General features: G+C 38.4%; 18 protein-coding genes. 4 read left to right on the top strand and 14 right to left on the bottom strand.

Features of this window, described 5'->3' with window-relative positions; all coding sequences use genetic code 11:
• Positions 1-51: 51 nt before the first annotated feature.
• Positions 52-846 (bottom strand): SDR family NAD(P)-dependent oxidoreductase, encoded by a 795-nt coding sequence (locus ACNQFZ_RS17490; RefSeq protein ID WP_458412584.1) that lies wholly within the window; start codon positions 844-846, stop codon positions 52-54.
• Positions 847-1033: 187 nt separating this feature from the next.
• Between ACNQFZ_RS17490 and proI the strand changes: the two genes are divergently transcribed.
• Positions 1034-1873: a pyrroline-5-carboxylate reductase ProI gene (gene proI, locus ACNQFZ_RS17485; protein ID WP_458412583.1), complete on the top strand. Its 840-nt coding sequence runs from the start codon at positions 1034-1036 to the stop codon at positions 1871-1873.
• A 51-nt stretch (positions 1874-1924) separates the two neighbouring features.
• Here proI and ACNQFZ_RS17480 read toward each other — a convergent pair whose 3' ends face one another.
• The 6 genes from ACNQFZ_RS17480 to ACNQFZ_RS17455 form a co-directional block, all read right to left on the bottom strand.
• The gene (locus ACNQFZ_RS17480) at positions 1925-4228 is read right to left on the bottom strand and encodes a thiamine pyrophosphate-dependent enzyme (protein ID WP_458412582.1); all 2304 of its coding nucleotides are present in this window, start codon (positions 4226-4228) and stop codon (positions 1925-1927) included.
• Position 4229: 1 nt separating this feature from the next.
• Positions 4230-5243, bottom strand: coding sequence for a 2-oxoacid:acceptor oxidoreductase family protein (locus tag ACNQFZ_RS17475; RefSeq protein WP_458412581.1), 1014 nt, complete (start codon positions 5241-5243; stop codon positions 4230-4232).
• Between the two features lie 452 nt (positions 5244-5695).
• Positions 5696-6718: an NADPH dehydrogenase NamA gene (namA, locus tag ACNQFZ_RS17470; RefSeq protein ID WP_458412580.1), complete on the bottom strand. Its 1023-nt coding sequence runs from the start codon at positions 6716-6718 to the stop codon at positions 5696-5698.
• Positions 6719-6734: 16 nt separating this feature from the next.
• On the bottom strand, positions 6735-7658 hold the full coding sequence (gene rnz / locus ACNQFZ_RS17465; RefSeq protein WP_458412579.1) for a ribonuclease Z: 924 nt from the start codon (positions 7656-7658) through the stop codon (positions 6735-6737).
• Between the two features lies 1 nt (position 7659).
• Positions 7660-8916 (bottom strand): DNA polymerase IV, encoded by a 1257-nt coding sequence (locus ACNQFZ_RS17460; RefSeq protein WP_458412578.1) that lies wholly within the window; start codon positions 8914-8916, stop codon positions 7660-7662.
• Positions 8917-8938: 22 nt separating this feature from the next.
• Positions 8939-10057, bottom strand: a complete 1119-nt coding sequence (locus tag ACNQFZ_RS17455; RefSeq protein WP_458412577.1) for a M20/M25/M40 family metallo-hydrolase — start codon at positions 10055-10057, stop codon at positions 8939-8941.
• A gap of 172 nt (positions 10058-10229) precedes the next feature.
• Here ACNQFZ_RS17455 and ACNQFZ_RS17450 point away from each other — a divergent pair, with 172 nt between their 5' ends.
• Positions 10230-10934, top strand: a complete 705-nt coding sequence (locus ACNQFZ_RS17450; protein ID WP_458412576.1) for a chorismate-binding protein — start codon at positions 10230-10232, stop codon at positions 10932-10934.
• On the top strand, positions 10913-11086 hold the full coding sequence (locus tag ACNQFZ_RS17445; RefSeq protein WP_458412575.1) for an aminotransferase class IV: 174 nt from the start codon (positions 10913-10915) through the stop codon (positions 11084-11086). Before ACNQFZ_RS17450 ends, ACNQFZ_RS17445 begins: the two co-directional genes overlap by 22 nt.
• A 71-nt stretch (positions 11087-11157) precedes the next feature.
• Here ACNQFZ_RS17445 and ACNQFZ_RS17440 read toward each other — a convergent pair whose 3' ends face one another.
• Positions 11158-12708, bottom strand: coding sequence for an acyl-CoA carboxylase subunit beta (locus ACNQFZ_RS17440; RefSeq protein ID WP_458412574.1), 1551 nt, complete (start codon positions 12706-12708; stop codon positions 11158-11160).
• A gap of 2 nt (positions 12709-12710) precedes the next feature.
• The gene (gene mce / locus ACNQFZ_RS17435; RefSeq protein WP_458412573.1) at positions 12711-13127 is read right to left on the bottom strand and encodes a methylmalonyl-CoA epimerase; all 417 of its coding nucleotides are present in this window, start codon (positions 13125-13127) and stop codon (positions 12711-12713) included.
• A gap of 169 nt (positions 13128-13296) precedes the next feature.
• Here mce and prli42 point away from each other — a divergent pair, with 169 nt between their 5' ends.
• Entirely contained in the window at positions 13297-13413 is a 117-nt protein-coding gene (gene prli42 / locus ACNQFZ_RS17430) for a stressosome-associated protein Prli42 (protein WP_458412572.1), read from the top strand.
• Positions 13414-13523: 110 nt separating this feature from the next.
• Here prli42 and ACNQFZ_RS17425 read toward each other — a convergent pair whose 3' ends face one another.
• From ACNQFZ_RS17425 to ACNQFZ_RS17405, 5 genes are all read right to left on the bottom strand, one after another.
• Positions 13524-14066, bottom strand: coding sequence for a L,D-transpeptidase (locus tag ACNQFZ_RS17425; RefSeq protein ID WP_458412571.1), 543 nt, complete (start codon positions 14064-14066; stop codon positions 13524-13526).
• 51 nt (positions 14067-14117) lie between these two features.
• A complete protein-coding gene (locus ACNQFZ_RS17420; RefSeq protein WP_458412570.1) occupies positions 14118-15071 on the bottom strand; it encodes an aromatic acid exporter family protein in 954 nt (317 codons plus the stop codon).
• Between the two features lie 102 nt (positions 15072-15173).
• Positions 15174-15896 carry an amino acid ABC transporter ATP-binding protein gene (locus ACNQFZ_RS17415; protein ID WP_458412569.1) on the bottom strand — a complete coding sequence of 241 codons (723 nt, stop codon included), beginning with the start codon at positions 15894-15896 and terminating at the stop codon, positions 15174-15176.
• Positions 15889-16524 carry an amino acid ABC transporter permease gene (locus ACNQFZ_RS17410; protein WP_458415436.1) on the bottom strand — a complete coding sequence of 212 codons (636 nt, stop codon included), beginning with the start codon at positions 16522-16524 and terminating at the stop codon, positions 15889-15891. Before ACNQFZ_RS17410 ends, ACNQFZ_RS17415 begins: the two co-directional genes overlap by 8 nt.
• 97 nt (positions 16525-16621) lie before the next feature.
• Complete coding sequence (locus tag ACNQFZ_RS17405) at positions 16622-17428, bottom strand: transporter substrate-binding domain-containing protein (protein ID WP_458412568.1); 807 nt, start codon at positions 17426-17428, stop codon at positions 16622-16624.
• Positions 17429-17509: the final 81 nt, after the last annotated feature.

Here is a 17509-nt window from a genome sequence, read left to right as displayed (position 1 = left end):
CAAACTTATTTAAAAAAAGATGACCACGATTGGCCACCCCTAAATGGTTGATTACTTCATATTAAACAATCTTCCTGTTAGCTTTTCAGCTACACTGGGAAATAAATTATAGAGAACACTTCCAGCATTCATCCAACGAGGCAGATTTAACTCCCGTTTTGGGTGCATCATCAGCTTCACGATTTGTTCCGCAACATAGTCAGATGTAAGCATAAACTTTTTAACATTTTTAACATAGTTCCCTGATTTATCAGCAATGGTAAAAAAGTTTGTTTCAATCGGGCCTGGATTTACAGCTGACACATGAATATTAGTATTTAAAAGCTCAAGCCTTAAACTGTTCGTAAAGCCAAGAACGGCATGCTTTGTAGCTGAATAACCGCTTGATTTAGGCGTCGCTAGTTTTCCCGCTTGAGAGGCAATGTTAATAATATGGCCGCTGTTTCGTTCAATCATATCTGGCAACACTTCTTTTGTACACGCGATCAATCCTAAAACATTGACTGCAAACATTTCCTTAATTTCAGCAAAGCTTGCTTCTTTCAACGTTTCAAACACACCAAAACCGGCATTATTCATTAAAATATCAATCTGTTCAATTTCTTCATATATAGTTTTAAAAACAGCTCTTACTTCTTCAAAATTACTAACATCAAGTTTATAATACAGGCATTTTACTCCAGTTTTTTGCTGAATAGCTTCAGTGATTTCCGCTAATTTTTCGGCAGAACGTGCCAATAATATCGGCCGCGCCCCTTCCGCTGCTGTTAGCATTGCCACTTTTTCACCTATACCGGAAGAAGCCCCAGTAATAATAATGTTTTTATTCACCAGTTGTTTTCCCATATATTATATTCTCCTATCAAACGGTAAGTTTATACATCTTCACTTATTTTTTACAATCTTACCATATTAACAAAAAAGGCGGAAATAAGCTATTGACTTCAATATTCATAACTTGCATAATATTTTAATAGCAGAAATATGAATCGGCGCTGACTAAATGGGATTGCAGTAGGAGAGAGGGATTTAAATGACTAAAAAACTTACCTATACATTTATAGGTGCAGGCTCGATGGCAGAGGCTATGGTGTCTGGAATGTTAAACAGCAAACTTTTTGATAAAAACCAGCTAATCATAACAAACCGTTCAAATACAGAAAGATTACAGTATTTTAAACAACAATATGGTGTCAATGGAACACATAACCAAGCGGAAGCATTAAAAAATGCAGATGTCATTATTTTAGCAATGAAACCGAAGGACGTAGCAGCGGCATTAGAAGGAATCAAGCCTTATATAACGGATCAGCAAATGCTTATCTCAGTGATTGCCGGTGTTTCTACAAGAAGTATGAAGGAATTATTGGAACTTACTATTCCAATCATTCGGGCGATGCCTAATACATCTGCGACAATTGGAAAATCAGCTACTGCCATTTCTCGAGGAAGTTATGCTAATGAGGGACATGAAGCAATTGCGAAAAAATTATTTTTAACAATCGGTACTGTCTCTATTGTAGCTGAAGAAGACCTTCATGCCGTCACTGGTCTTTCAGGAAGTGGTCCGGCCTATGTATATTATTTGGTCGAAGCAATGGAAAAGGCAGCCGTTGATTTAGGTTTGGCAAAAGATGTTAGCAAAGAGCTCATCCTGCAAACAATCATCGGAGCAGTGGAAATGCTGAAATCTTCACCAAAGCTCCCAGCAACACTTAGAAAAGAAGTAATGAGTCCTGGGGGAACAACGGAAGCTGGACTAAAGGTTTTAGAAGAGTACAAATACCAAGAAGCCATGATTCAATGTATTACACGAGCAACTACCCGTTCAAAAGAGCTAGGTGCGGAAATAGAAAGTATTATGATGAAGTAGGAACAACAAAAAACCTTAGCCATGTAAGGCTAAGGTTTTTTGTTGTTTATATTATAGGTAAGCATTTTCGTGTCTAGCTTTTAACCGATTCCAACGACGAGCGATTTCTTCCTCAAGACCACGATACAAATGAGCATTTTCTTCTTTTAATAAATGCTTTGTTTTACCCATGTATTTCAACCATTCAGAAAGCTCCACTTGTTTGTTTTTCTCTTCTGGATTATATGTGATTGTAGTCTCCCCATGTTCAACCTCATATAATGGGAAGAAGTTACAGTTTACAGCATTTTCAATAATAGTGTTACCATAGCGGTCTTCTGATTTCCAGTTCAATGGACAAGTAATTAAAATCTTACCGTAAGCCATACCTTCATGTTGGGCATACCATTGTGCTTTTGCAGCCTTTTTCACTAAATCTTGAGGGAATGCCTCTGTTCCTGTGAAAACATAAGGAATATTGGTAGCTGCCATAATTTGAGCAGTATCCTTATGGTGGAATGTTTTACCTTTTTGTGTTTTACCAACGTTTGTAGTACTTGTCATATGACCGAATGGTGTTGAATATGACATTTGGGAACCTGTATTCATATAGCCTTCATTATCATATTCTAAAATGATAAGCTTATGGTTGCGGTTAGCTGTACCAATCGCAGAACCCATACCGATGTCCATTCCACCGTCACCAGTAATCATTACAAATGTAACATCGTCCTCAAATTCGATTTCACCACGGCGTCTCATTTCATAGAACGCTTCTACTGTTCCTGATAATGTCGCAGGACCATTTTGGAATAAGTTGTGCATCATCGGCTGTTTATGTGAAGTATACGGATAGCCTGTTGTAGTAACATAACCACAGCCTGTTTGGAACAATGTAATAACGTCGCCTTCAATGCCCTTAAAGAATAGTTCAAGTCCTGGGAAAATACCGCAGCCAGGGCATGCACCATGACCAGAGCCAAGACGTTTAGGCTTCGTAGTTAAGGCACGTAATGGTGGAATTTTTACATTTAATTTATTTGTTTCAGGATCAGGTGTCACTTCGATTAAGCCAGTTCTGAAATCATCACCATGCATTGGTTTGATAACCGGCTTCATCTTGTCCTCTGGTTTTCCTGGAAGGATTGAAACACCAAAGTAGTCAAAAGGCTTTTCAGCATACCCTTTTTCCTTTGCATCAATCGCAAGCTCAAACATTTGTAGCGCTTCTTTAGTAAAGAAGTCAGTGCCACCAAGCCCAAATACGCGGCTAAGCACGATTGTCTTATTATCTTTATCGTCTTGAAGAGCAGATTTTATTTCATGTGTCATGTTTGCTCCATTACCACCATATGAATCAGCACGTTCACCAATTAATAAAGCTTTTACATTTTTAAGAGCTTTACGAATTTCTTCAGCTGGGAAAGGACGAATAATATTAGGGCTTATAACACCTGCTTTAATGCCTTTAGCACGAAGTTGATCAACCGCATCCTTTGCTGTTTCAGCTGCTGAATTAATTAGGAATAAAGCAACTTCCGCATCTTCCATTTGGTAAGTATCTAAAATATCATACTTACGTCCGGACAGTTCAGCATATTCTTCTGCTACTTGCTTATAGACATCATAAGCTTTGTAAAGCGCATCTGATTGTTGGTAATGGTTATTCATTAAATCATGTCCATCCATATGTGCACCAATTGTTACTGGATGACTTGGGTCAACAACAACAGGATACTCAGTTGGACGCTCACCAACGAATTGCTGCACAACCTTACGATCTTTAAAATAGCTTACTTTACGCTTTTGATGTGATGTAAAGAAACCATCATAAGCAACAATAACAGGTAGTCTTACATCAGAATGCTCTGCAATCTTGAGAGCCATAATATTCATATCGTATACTGCTTGTGGTGTACGAGCTGTTAGAATAACCCAGCCAATATTTAAGCCAAAGTATAAATCTGAGTGATCACCACGGATGTCTAATGGTCCGCTGATTGAACGTGTTACTAGATTCATAACCATTGGGAATCTAGTACCAGCTTGAACAGGAAGCTGTTCTAGCATGTACATAAATCCATTGGCACTAGTTGCATTGAATACACGAGCACCGGCTACAGCAGCACCATAACAGATACCAGCAGAACCATGCTCACCATCGGCAGCAACTAATTTAATATCATGCTCACCGCGTGCTTTCATTTGATCCAAGAATTGAGCAACTTCTGTTGATGGTGTAATTGGGAAGTAACCCATTAAATGATAGTTAATTTGTGCTGCAGCCATTGCAGCCATTTCATTACCAGATTCAAAAGTAATAGTTTGTTCTGCTTTATTATTAACATTTTTTAATTCTTTTTCGATCATTGCCATATTACATCACCCCTTCTAGTACTCTTGGAAACCGCTGTGCTACACGATGTTCATCCGCATAGCCAAGCATCTCACGCATATCAAGTAATGCTTCAGTTGGACAAGCCTCAACACATTTTAAGCAGCCTTTACAATATTGATAATCAATTCCTTTAAGGAACATTTGCTTACGACCACGCTTGTCTTCCTCTTCTTCCCATACAAAGCAGAAATCCGGACAAACTGTATCACATTGAGCACAGTTAATACATTTTTCAATTTTAAATTCTGGTAGGAAGCCTTGGCGGGATCCACTTAAATCTTTTAAGATACTATTTGCTTGCGTAGTGACAACACCGCCGATTTCCTGTGTTTCATAACCAAGCTTTGGTACAGGTACTTTAAATGACTTACCTTCTGCACCTTCTGGCACTTTGTATTCTTTAAACTGAACACTTTCGTAGCCCCGGTCAAAAGTGCGGATATTTGGTTCAACAAGATGTGGATATTTTTTTTCAAAAGTTTTGCGAATAACAGCTTTCATTGCTTCTGGGTCTAAGAAATCACAGATTCTAAAAAGTGCCCCTAACATTGCTGTATTTACTTTTGTTTTTTCTTCAACCGCAATGTTTAAAGCATCAACAATAGCTAATGTTCCATATTCAAGTTTTAAATCTTTTTTTACATCATCAAAATCACGAGTTGTATTTACAAGCACAATCCCATCAGCTTGTAAACCGCTTACAACATCAATCGTTTTATATAGCGCTTCATGGAACACACCAACAATATGCGGCTCCATAATCGGGCTGTGATCACGAATTTCTGTGCTTGCATCACAATAACGGATAAAACTTTTTACAGGTGAACCTTTCTTCTCAGATCCGTAGGAAGAAAAGTTTGAACCATTTAATCCTAATCCTAGGACACCTGCTTCCGCTAACATTTTCCCAGCTAAGTTTGCACCTAAACCACCAATAGATTCGAGTCTAATTTCAAAGAAGCCTAATTCATTCTTCTTAGGTAATATTGACATTTCTATTCCCCCCTCAAGAAAAATCATGAAATAAATAATTACTAAATTGATTATATGATTTATTATACATGATATCTGTGAAAAATGTTATATATTTTTTAAAAAAATTTATGGTACACATTATTTATATACCGCAAATACCTTAATATGACAGTGTTTCTTGTGTTTTTTAAATTGTATTACAGACAGCTCATTGTATTATAACAGATTTAAATGATTGTTTAATTCTAGCGATTCAACTTACATTTTTAATAGAAATGTATTTTTTTACAATAACTAAAATTACAAATAACGCTAAAATAATTTGAAGAAAGTTACAATTTCTTAAATTTGATTTGTTTTCCTAAGATTATTTTTCTACTGTTTCACCCGTGTGCTAATTTTATATAAATCATATAATATTTTGCTCGTAAAAAATAGACAGGTATTTGTACCTGTCCTTCCATCTTTTATTATATCCAGCCCCGGTCATATTGTTTAGGCGCTTCTATTTGTTCATTTAATTCTTTTGCTGCAGCATAAACCCAATATGGATTTCTTAATAGTTCTCTCCCAATAATCACTACATCCGCCCGACCGCTTTTAAGGATTTCCTCTGCATGAAGGCTTGAAGTGATTAAACCAACAGCTCCTGTATTAATACCAGCATTGTTTTTGATTTTATCAGCGTATTGTACTTGATAACCGGGAAAAATATCAATGGTCGCCGCTGGGATTAAACCGCCTGTGCTGCAATCTATCAAATCAACGCCTTGCTTTTTCATTTCCTTGGCATATTCTATATAATTTTCAACCGTTAATCCATCAGGATGATAATCGGTTGCAGAGATCCGAACAAAAAGCGGACCGTCCCATTCATCTTTTACAGCTTCTATGACTTCTCTTAAAAGGCGATAGCGATTTTCTGCTGAAACCCCATACTCGTCACTTCTCTTATTCGTAACCGGAGAAAGAAATTGGTTAATTAGATAACCATGGGCACCGTGGATTTCAATCACATCAAATCCAGCTTGTTTTGCACGACGTGCGCCGGCTTGAAAAGCCTTTATCGTTTCTTCTATATCGGCCTTCGTCATTTCCTTTGGTGTTTTCATTTTTTCACTAAAGGGAATCGCTGAAGGTGCTACGATTTCGCCATCAAGGGTAGCTTTTCTTCCCGCATGGGCCAATTGAATTCCAACCTTGGCACCGTGTTCATGACAACGGTTAACAATCGTCTTAAGGCCATCTATATGATCATCATCCCAGATTCCCAAATCATGGTTGGATATCCTACCTTGAGGTGTCACGGCCGTTGCTTCAATGATGATGAGTCCCACTTGTCCTACCGCCCGGCTTGTATAATGAGTGATATGCCAATTTTGTACTTTTCCATCCTCTTGATCAGAAGAATACATGCACATCGGTGACATAACGACGCGATTTTTAAATGTTGTATTTTTAATAATAAATGGTGAAAAAAGTGCGGTTGCCATAGTCGTTTTCCCCTTTCTATCTTCGATTAACTTGATATTTAAAAAAGTCAGCAGCGATTGCTACATTTGGAAACTCAAGTTTCGCATCTTGTAATAGTTGGTTTATCTCTTCACCTTGATAGCGTGAACTAATATGAGATAAAATTAACATCTTTGCACTTGCTGCTTTGGCTACTTGGGTTGCTTGAACATTTGTTGAATGAAAATATTCATAAGCAATTGTCCCATCTTCTTTTCCAAATGTTGCTTCATGGACGAGTAAATCCACATCTTGGGCTAATTCAATCGCTTTTGGGGTGTAGCGTGTGTCACCTAAAATGGCAAGTTTCCGACCAGGTTTATCCTGGCCTACAAAGTCAGTTCCATATATTTTTGTTCCATCCTTCAAAGAAACCACTTCACCAGCCTTAATCTTTTGATAAATCGGTCCCGGTGAAATCCCCAATTCTTTTAACTTATCTACTTGAAGGGCACCTTTTACATCTTTCTCGATGACCCTATAGCCATAGCTTGGAATGCCGTGCTCAAGTCTACCGGCTTCGACGATGAACTGATCGTCTTCAAAAATCATGCCTTCTTCTATCTCTACGATTTCTAGTGGATATTTTAAATGCGTGGTGCTTACTCTTAATGATACTTCCACGTATTCCTTAATTCCTATCGGACCATAAACAGTGAGAAGTGTACTTCCGTCTTGAAAGGAGCGGCTCCCTAAAAGCCCTGGCAAACCAAAAATATGATCACCATGGAGGTGGGTAATAAATATTTTTTCAATTTTGCGCGGCTTAATCGATGTATGTAATATCTGATGCTGTGTGGCTTCCCCACAATCGAATAGCCAGGTTGTTCCTCTTTCTTGGGAGAGGTCAAGCGCTAGCGCTGATACATTCCGCTCCTTTGCCGGAACACCTGCACCCGTTCCTAGAAATGTCAACTCCAAGTTAATCCCCCCACTTAAAATCATCTAAAAAGTCCTTTTGGAAGCTTGTCGTCGGAACACTCTTCTCATGGGTCTTTTCGATTCCTTTAGCAATAATATTATCGCCATACTTTTCCTTTAACTTCTCCATTGTTTTAATCAAAGGCTCATCCTTTGCTTCCTGTTCGAACGTGAACAAGTTAAGCTGCTTTGTGGAATCATGTTTTTCCTCAAGGTCCTGTGCTGTAACCCCTAATAAACGAATAGGCTCTTCATTCCAATGCTTTTTAAATAAATACCATGCGGATTGAAAAATATCTTCTTTCGTAAAAATTGCATTTTTCAGCAGCCGGCTCCTTGTGATTGTCTCACGGTTATAGTAGCGAATCGTAATTTGGATATTCCAAGAAACCACAGCTTTCCTTTGCATTCTTCTTTCCACAGAGGCAGCTAAGCGCTCAAAAACCATTTTAATTTCTTCCACATCCGTGGTATCATTGCTCAAAGTCGTAGAATTGCCAATACTTTTAAATAGAGAGGTGGCGTCCGGATCAACCGGACGCTGATCTTCACCGTTTGCTCTTTCTTTTAAACGAAGCCCATTAATGCCTAACAGCTGTTTTAGCCCATATTCATTTGCTTTTGCTAGGTCCCCGATTGTCGTGATCCCAATCTTATTTAATTTCTCGGCTGTCCGTTTACCAATGCCATGCATATTTTCTACTTTTAACGGCCAAAGCTTCGCCGCAACATCCCGTTTCCGTAAAATCGTAATCCCCATCGGCTTTTTCATATCAGAAGCTGTCTTCGCTAAAAATTTATTTGGGGCAATCCCGATGCTCGACGGCAAATCCAACTCTGTATAAATTTGCTGTTGGATTTTTTGAGCGATTTCCAGAGGTGACCCTAAACTACTGCATCCCGTTATGTCCAAGTACCCTTCATCAATGGAAACTGGCTGTACTAATGAAGTATATTGGGCTAATATTTGGAACATCGCTAATGATGCTTTGCGGTATTTTTCAAAATCTGGCGGCAATACGATTAGTTCTGGGCACAGTCTTTTCGCTTCCCAAAGCGGCATCGTCGTTTTCACGCCTTTTGCTCTTGCTTCATAGCTGCAGGTCACGATGATGCCCCGCCTTTCTTTTGGATTACCCGCTATTGCTAACGGCTTCCCCTTTAAAGAAGGATTGTAGGACATCTCTACCGATGCATAAAAGCTGTTCATATCAACATGGAGAATGACCCGGCCATTTTTCGGGTAAAAATGTTGCATGATCTGTCACTTCCAAATGACGTTATTGATTGGCTACTTCTTGAATAATTGCAACGACAAGCTCAGCTGTTTTTACTAATTCACCGATGCGCATTTTTTCATTTGTTGTATGAATGTCCTCATAGCCAACAGCTAAATTGACCGTTGGAATACCATGGCCGACGAAGACGTTCGCATCACTGCCGCCGCCTGAATGCTCCAGCTTTGGTGTCCGGCCGATTTTCGTGATTGCTCTTTTGGCTAACTCAACGACATGGTCGCCGTCACCGTATTTAAAGCCAGGATACATGACTTCAACCTCTACATTCGCTTCGCCGCCCATTTCTTTGGCAGTGGATGCAAACGCTTCTTTCATTTTCGCCACTTGGGCATGCATTTTATCATCAATTAATGAACGGGCCTCAGATAAGATTTCAACATAATCGCAAACAATATTTGTTTGGCTGCCACCTTCAAAGCGGCCAATATTTGCAGTTGTATCCTCATCAATCCTTCCCAGTGGCATCTTTGCAATCGCTTTAGCAGCAATTGTGATGGCAGATACTCCTTTTTCCGGAGCAACGCCAGCATGAGCCGTTTTTCCTTTAATCACTGTTTTTATCTTTGCCTGTGTTGGTGCGGCCACGACAATATTGCCGACATCACCGTCACTATCAAGAGCATAACCAAATTTTGCAGTCATTAAAGCCCGGTCCAACGCCTTTGCTCCAACTAAACCGGATTCTTCACCAACAGTAATGACAAATTCAATCTTGCCATGTTCAACATTTTGTTCTTTTAAAACTTTAATAGCTTCCAACATAGCAGCTAATCCAGCTTTGTCATCTGCACCTAGAATTGTCGTTCCATCCGTTACAATTCGATCTCCATTAATAGACGGTTTAACGCCCTTACCGGGCACAACGGTGTCCATATGTGAGGTAAAGTAAATTGTATCAACATCCTTTGTTCCTTCAAGGGTGCATACTAGATTGCCAGCTCCATGCCCTGTCTTAGCTGTCGTATCATCCTGAACTACTTTTAAACCTAACTGTTCAAATTTTTGAATTAACACTTTCGCAATCTCTGCTTCATGTTTTGTTTCAGAGTCTACTTGAACGAGCTCCATAAATTCTTGGACTAATCGGTCTTGATTTATCATGATGGACTCCTCCTACTGTTAACTGTTAACTTTTACCTTAATATTATATAGCTAATGTTTCTGATTACCAAATTAAAAGCAATATGCAGTAAATTAGTTTCAAAATTACAATATGAAGAGTACAATTTTATTTAAAGCTAGATAAATTAATTTATTAAAAAGGAACCTAAAAATGCAAACAAAGAGTTTAGAAACAAAGAAACCACTCTTATCTTTCGAATTTAGAAATTCAACAGGGGAAATTCACCCGCGCACATTTAGCAATCCAGAACAAGTTATAGTTGCTAACACTATGGAGGAGGTGTTACCTTGCTTTCAAATCATTCAGAATGCTGTTCAAGATGGCTATTATGCTGCTGGTTTTCTATCCTACGAAAGTGCAGCCGCATTTAATAAGGCTATTCGCTTCAAGCAAGGAAATTTGATGCCATTATTATGGTTTGGACTATTTTCAGAACCAGAATACCATTCACTAAGCAGCAAAGGTACATATCATGTCACGGATTGGCAGACTTCTATAACTATGGATGAATACAAGACTGCGATATCGACCATTAAACAATATATTCAAAATGGGGATACATATCAGGTAAATTATACGATTCGCCTTCATTCACAATTTCAAGGTGATGATATTGCTTTTTTTGAAAAATTAAAAAGAGCACAGGCATCTAATTATTGTGCTTATATTAATACCGGAGAGCATAGTATTTTATCTGCATCGCCTGAACTATTTTTTCACTTAAAAGACAATATCATCACCACACGACCAATGAAAGGGACTGCCAAACGAGGATATTCTTTTGCGGAAGATGAAGCAATCGTAGATTGGCTTTATCACTCTGAAAAAACGGTGTGTTATGGACACCTCCTGTAAGTAGCGGTTTGTTAGCAGGTACATTTAGGGAAACATTAATCAAAAAAGGAAAAGTTCACGAAAAAATAGTAAAAATAGCTGACTTGAAAAAGTGCAGTAAAGTGTGGTTCATCAACAGTGTTCGAAAATGGCTTGAGGTTCAAATCATGTAGTGCAATTTAAAAAGGGGCAGCCAATGGCCGTAAAATCGGCTCATTGGACAGCCCCGTTTTCATAAGTAATTTTACAACGGAATATTTCCGTGTTTCTTATTCGGTCTTGTATCCTTTTTATTGCGCAGCATTTCAAGCGATTGAATAAGCTTAATTCTTGTTTCGCGAGGGTCGATAACATCATCAACCATTCCACGTGATGCGGCAACATATGGGTTGGCAAACTTATCGCGATATTCATCGATTTTTTCCTGACGTTTTGCTTCAGGATCTTCACTACCGTTTATTTCACGGGCAAAAATAATGTTCGCAGCACCTTGTGGTCCCATTACTGCAATTTCTGCATTTGGCCATGCCAATACAATATCAGCGCCGATTGATTTACTGTTTAATGCCACATAAGCCCCACCATATGCTTTACGTAAGATGACCGTTAGCTTCGGAACTGTAGCTTCTGAGTAAGCAAAAAGGATTTTGGCACCATGGCGAATAATCCCGCCATGCTCTTGCTTAATGCCTGGGAAGAAGCCTGTCACATCTTCAAACGTAATGATTGGGATATTGTAACAATCACAGAAACGAATGAAACGTGATGCTTTATCTGATGAATCAATATCAAGTCCACCAGCCATAACCTTCGGCTGATTACATACTAATCCAACCACTTCACCTTTAATTCTAGCAAGACCAATGACAACATTCTTGGCAAAGTCCGCTTGAATTTCCATAAATGAATCCTTGTCCACAACTTGATTCACAACAATCCTTACATCATACGGACGAACCGCATTAAACGGGATGGCTTCCGTTAAGTCTGGACGATAATCGTCCTCATCATCATTGTATTCAGCCACCGGCGGTTTCTCGGCATTGTTTTGTGGTAAATAGCTTAGCAAGCGGCGCACATCGTTTAACACTTGCTCTTCACTATCCGCATGGAAATGAGCATTACCGCTGATTGTATTATGGACCTTTGCTCCACCAAGGTCTTCGGCTGAAATTTTCTCTCCTGTTACTGTTTCGATAACCTTTGGTCCAGTTATAAACATTTGGCTTGTTTTATTAACCATGAAGACAAAGTCTGTAATCGCTGGCGAATAAACAGCCCCACCAGCACATGGTCCCATGATAACAGAAATTTGTGGAACAACACCGGAATAAATAGAATTCCGATAAAAGATGTGTCCATAACCATCCAGCGACAGAACACCCTCTTGAATTCTTGCACCACCGGAATCATTTAAACCGATTACAGGAGCGCCAGTTTGGGCTGCAAGATCCATAATTTTAGATATTTTTAAAGCATGCATTTCACCTAATGCACCGCCAAACACGGTAAAATCTTGTGAAAAGACGAATACAAGACGGCCGTTCACTTTTCCGTATCCTGTAACGACACCTTCACCAGGTCCTTTTTGGTCAGCCATGCCAAAATCAACACAACGATGATCAATAAATGGATCTGTTTCAACAAATGTTCCTTTATCTAATAATAAGTCAATGCGCTCTCTCGCAGTTAATTTCCCTTTTTCATGTTGTTTTTCGATACGAGCATCCCCACCGCCTAGCTCAACTTCACGGCGTCGGTCATAGAGCTCATTAATTTTCTCATAAATATCCACGACTACTTTTCCCCCTTCTCAGGCTTTTCACATAATTCATATAGTACGCCTCCAGTAGACTTTGGATGCATGAAGGCAATTTGCGCCCCACCAGCGCCGGTTTTTGGCTCTTCATTAATCATGCGCAAACCGTTAGCTTTTATATCTTTAATTCTTTCATTTATATCATCTACACCTAATGCTATATGATGAATGCCTTCTCCCTTTTTCTCAATAAATTTTGCGATTGGGCTTTCACTATTTAAAGGCTCTAATAATTCAATTTTTGATTCGCCAACCTTTAAAAATGCTACTTTTACCCCTTCAGATACAACTTCTTCAATCCCCATTAACTTTAATTTGAGATTTTCAGTATAGAGCGGTAATGATGCTTCCAGTGATTTTACTGCAATCCCAATATGGTCTATTTTTTTAGCCACTTCTCTTTCTCCTCCTTATAAAACAACGCCCATTGGACTACCTTAATAATTTCGACCTTTATCCCCTAAATCCCTTCTAGTCATACTAAAAATTTGCAATTTTTTATCTTCTTCGACAAGTTCTTTCCCCTTGTCCCCATCCTTAAGAAAATAGTAAAATTAAATAAATATGTTAATTGGGGGTATACACTGTATGAATCGCAAATTAATGAAAATAATGGTTTATTTAATGCTGTCAACCTTGCTACTGACCACACTTCTCACAGGAATTAGCTTTCTATTTTAGTATTTTTATTTTTTATGGAAAAACGCCTTTGGATTTACGCCCATAAGTATGGAGCCATGCATCAAATCTGGCGGGTACCTCCAAAGGCGAATGCGGTATAAGTTTATTATTTACTGTATAAAGTATTTCAAGCTATTGGGAATATCTTGTTGAATTGCTCCATATTTCTGGCCAAGTCTAACAAACGATTGGTCTGATGAAACAATGAGAATTTGTGTCCCGATTGGGACTTCGGAGAAAATCTCCTCCACTTCTTCGTTATACATCCGCACACATCCTTGAGTGATATACCTTCCAATGGAACCTCGATTATTATTGCCATGGACGCCATAGATTCGCCCGTCCGTATTCTCTGCATCGAAGCCAATCCATCGCGTACCAAGTGGATTTTCCTTTGCACCGCCGGGAATATTTTTCTTTCGATAGTATGGATTAATCGCTTTTACGGTAATTGTAAATTTACCAACAGGTGTAAGGGTCTCCTCTTTTCCGGTTGCGATGGCATAAATCTTTTGCACTTTCCCCTCGTTAATAAAAGCTAATTGATTTGTTTTTTTATTAACGATTAGAAACGGGTCGCCGACGATTGGATTTTGTCCAATTGGCCATAGCGGTGATAGCAGAAGTATTGAGAGCATTAATTTTGCCAGCATTCCACTCATCCTCACGAGCTTTTTGGGATAGTGTTTCCATCAGGGCAATTTTCATACATCACTTTCCCGATAGTATCTTTTAATGTTCAAGTAATTTTCAAGCTCCCATAAAAAATTCAGCAGTGAGGCACGAATTTCAAACTCCTCGCGTGTTTGTGGTAGGGGCATATCTTTAAACGTTCGATGCAAGTCTTCTAATTTTGTTAAAAAGATGATTGCCGTATTTCCAGAGTGGACATTATCTGCGATATCGTCAATTAAATCAGCAATCATTTGCGAATGCAGCATTGAAATTTTTAAAGACGTGACGAGTGCAAGCATTCTCTCAATCACTTCAAATTGTTTTTCTCTCATTTTAAAATATTTGTAGAAATCATCATCAAATCCTAAAAGCCGATTATCCCTATGCTGCATAGCCAACTTCATCGCTTTTTGAATGAGATCATAAGAACCTGTAATTTCCTTTCCATCCCATAGATGGTCCCCTTCTTTTAAATAGATTGAAATTTCGTTTAGAATTTTTTTATAGAGCGCTTCAAGCTCCTTTTGAAGCTCTAGCAATTTATTCTCAGCACTCGGCATATATAAATTCATAAACAAGGCAACACCAATGCCGATGACAATAATGGAAATTCCATTGACAATACTAGCTATTGACATTTCTTTTAAATTATAAAATTGCAAAATAATAACCGAGCTTGTAACAATCCCTTCGTGAATTTTCAAGCGCACAGTAACCGGTATAAATAATAATAAAATGAGTCCAATTACAATTGGGTGGTAACCGAGACCTTCAAAAAATAGATACGAAAACAGAATTCCAATCAAAGAAGCAGCAAATCTTGCCCATGCTGTTTTGACTGATTTCTTTTTTGTTACTTGAATACATAATATTGTTAAAATCCCTGCAGAAGTATAATGGTCTAAGCCAACAGATTTGGCTATACTGATTGCCAGCACCGTTCCAATTGCCGTTTTTAAAGTTCTTGTCCCTATTTTAAACATATGACTCCCCTTTAATTTGTCAATATATACCTTATTATAATCTATAATCTTGCTTGTTTAAAAAATAAAAAAGAGATGATTTTATTCATCTCTTCAATCACTTTATAATATTTTCGCTAAAAACTCTTTTGCTCGTTCCGATTTTGGATTAGCAAAAAACTCTTCTGGTGGTGCGTCCTCAACAAGTTGGCCATTATCCAAAAATAAAACACGGTCAGCAACTTCTCGGGCAAAACCCATTTCATGGGTAACAATCGCCATCGTCATCCCGGTATGGGCCATTGATTTCATTACATCGAGTACTTCTTTCACCATCTCCGGGTCAAGAGCGGATGTTGGTTCATCAAATAACATCGCTTCTGGTTCCATCGCCAGCGCCCTTGCAATTGCAACACGCTGCTTTTGACCACCTGACAAGCGGTTTGGATATTCATTCGCCTTACTTAACAGTCCCACTCGATCCAATAGTTCCCGTGCTTTCTTTTCCGCATCCTCCTTTGACAACCCTTTCACTTTCATCGGTGCATACGTTAAATTTTCAAGTACGGTCATATGGGGAAATAGATGAAAATGCTGAAAAACCATCCCAATTCTTTCTCTTACCTTCATAATATTGGTTTTTGGATTCGTAATTTCATCATTATCAATCCATACTTTTCCTTCTGTTGGCTCTTCTAATTTGTTTAAACATCTTAGAAAAGTTGACTTGCCGGAACCGGATGGACCAATAATAGCCACGACGGCCCCATCATCAATCGTAGTAGTAATACCTTTTAGCACTTCTAATTTTCCAAATGATTTATGCAAATTTTCTACTTTAATCACTGCGTTTCATTCTCCTCTCCAAGCGTTTTCCTAGAAGAGTTAATCCCATAACCATCACATAATAGATAAGTCCAGCAATAAGCATTGGCGGTAAAAATGAATAGTGGTCGCCGCCAACAATATAAGAGCGCCGCATAATATCTGTTACGCCAATTACGGAGACAAGGGCGGACTCTTTTGTTAAAGAGATAAATTCATTCATTAATGCAGGAAGTATATTTTTCATTGCTTGTGGTAAAATGATATCTTTCATCATTTGCCCATATGGGATCCCTAGTGCCATTGAAGCTTCCCGTTGCCCTTTATCAATCGCTTCAATTCCTGCACGGATAATTTCAGAAACATAAGCACCCGAATTTAATCCAAATGCTAAGACAGCCGCCAAAAAAGCTGGTATTTCATAGTTCACTAATTGTGGTAATCCATAATAAATAATAAATAATTGTAAAATTAATGGTGTACCACGAAAAACCGAGGTATAGGCATCTCCAATCCATTGGAGCGCACCAATTCTTGAAATTTTTAATAAACTTAAGATAATGCCTAGAAAAAAACCTAACAATACCGATACAACGACAATTTCTAATGTAACCCCGATCCCTTTAAAAATATAAGGGACAGAAGGCATAATCGGTCCAAAATCCAACAATCGCCACCTCTTTCCTTACTTTATTAATCACAGGAAAAGCGGCAAAACATAGTGATTCGCCGCTTATTTTCTCATATTATTGCTCTCCGCCAAACCATTTATTAATTAATTGATCTAACTCACCGCTTGCTTTCATTTCGCCGATTACTTTATTAAACTGGGCTACAAGCTCGTCACTTCCTTTTGGAAATGCAGCTGCAAAACCATTTTCTTCATCGCTCTTAAGTGCAAATCCTGCTAAATCTTTATTTTTATCTAAATAGCCTTTACCAACCACATCTTCAACAATGACGGCATCAAAACGGCCTGCTTTAACTTCTTGAATAATTTCTGGTACTCGGTTTCTACTTTCAATCTTAATGTCAATTGTCTTCTTAATTTCATTTGCTTTTTCTTCTTGAATTGACCCTGTTTGCGTACCGACTGTTTTTCCTGCTAATTCATCAACGGCTTTGAAACCTTTATCTTTTTTAAAAATAACCATGTTGTCGGCTGCATAATAAATATCAGAAAAATCTACGCTCTGTCTACGTTCATCTGTAGCAGACATACCAGATAGTACGAAATCCACTCTTTTAGATTTTAGCGCTTCAATTAAACCGGCAAAATCCATATCTTGAATTTTTAATTCATAGCCCAGTTTGTCAGTGATAGCTTTGGCCAAATCGGCATCAAAGCCCACAATGTCTTCTCCCTTAGCCGTATCTACAAATTCGAATGGCGGATAATCAGCAGATGTGCCCATTGTTAACACCTTTTTTGCTTGTCCATTTCCATTATCAGTACCTGCAGTTTGCTTATTATCATTACCACCTTGTCCACAGGCAGCTAAAAGTCCAATTAATAGGGTTAACGTTAAAAAATAGCCTACAAATTTTTTCAAAATAACTCCTCCTTTTATTATATTGTGTATTCTTGTTGTAGTAGAATTAATAAATATTAAGTAGCATTAATATTTATGCGT

Source organism: Schinkia acidoalkalinis, assembly GCF_054301215.1.
This window is presented reverse-complemented; position numbering and strand designations above follow the sequence as displayed.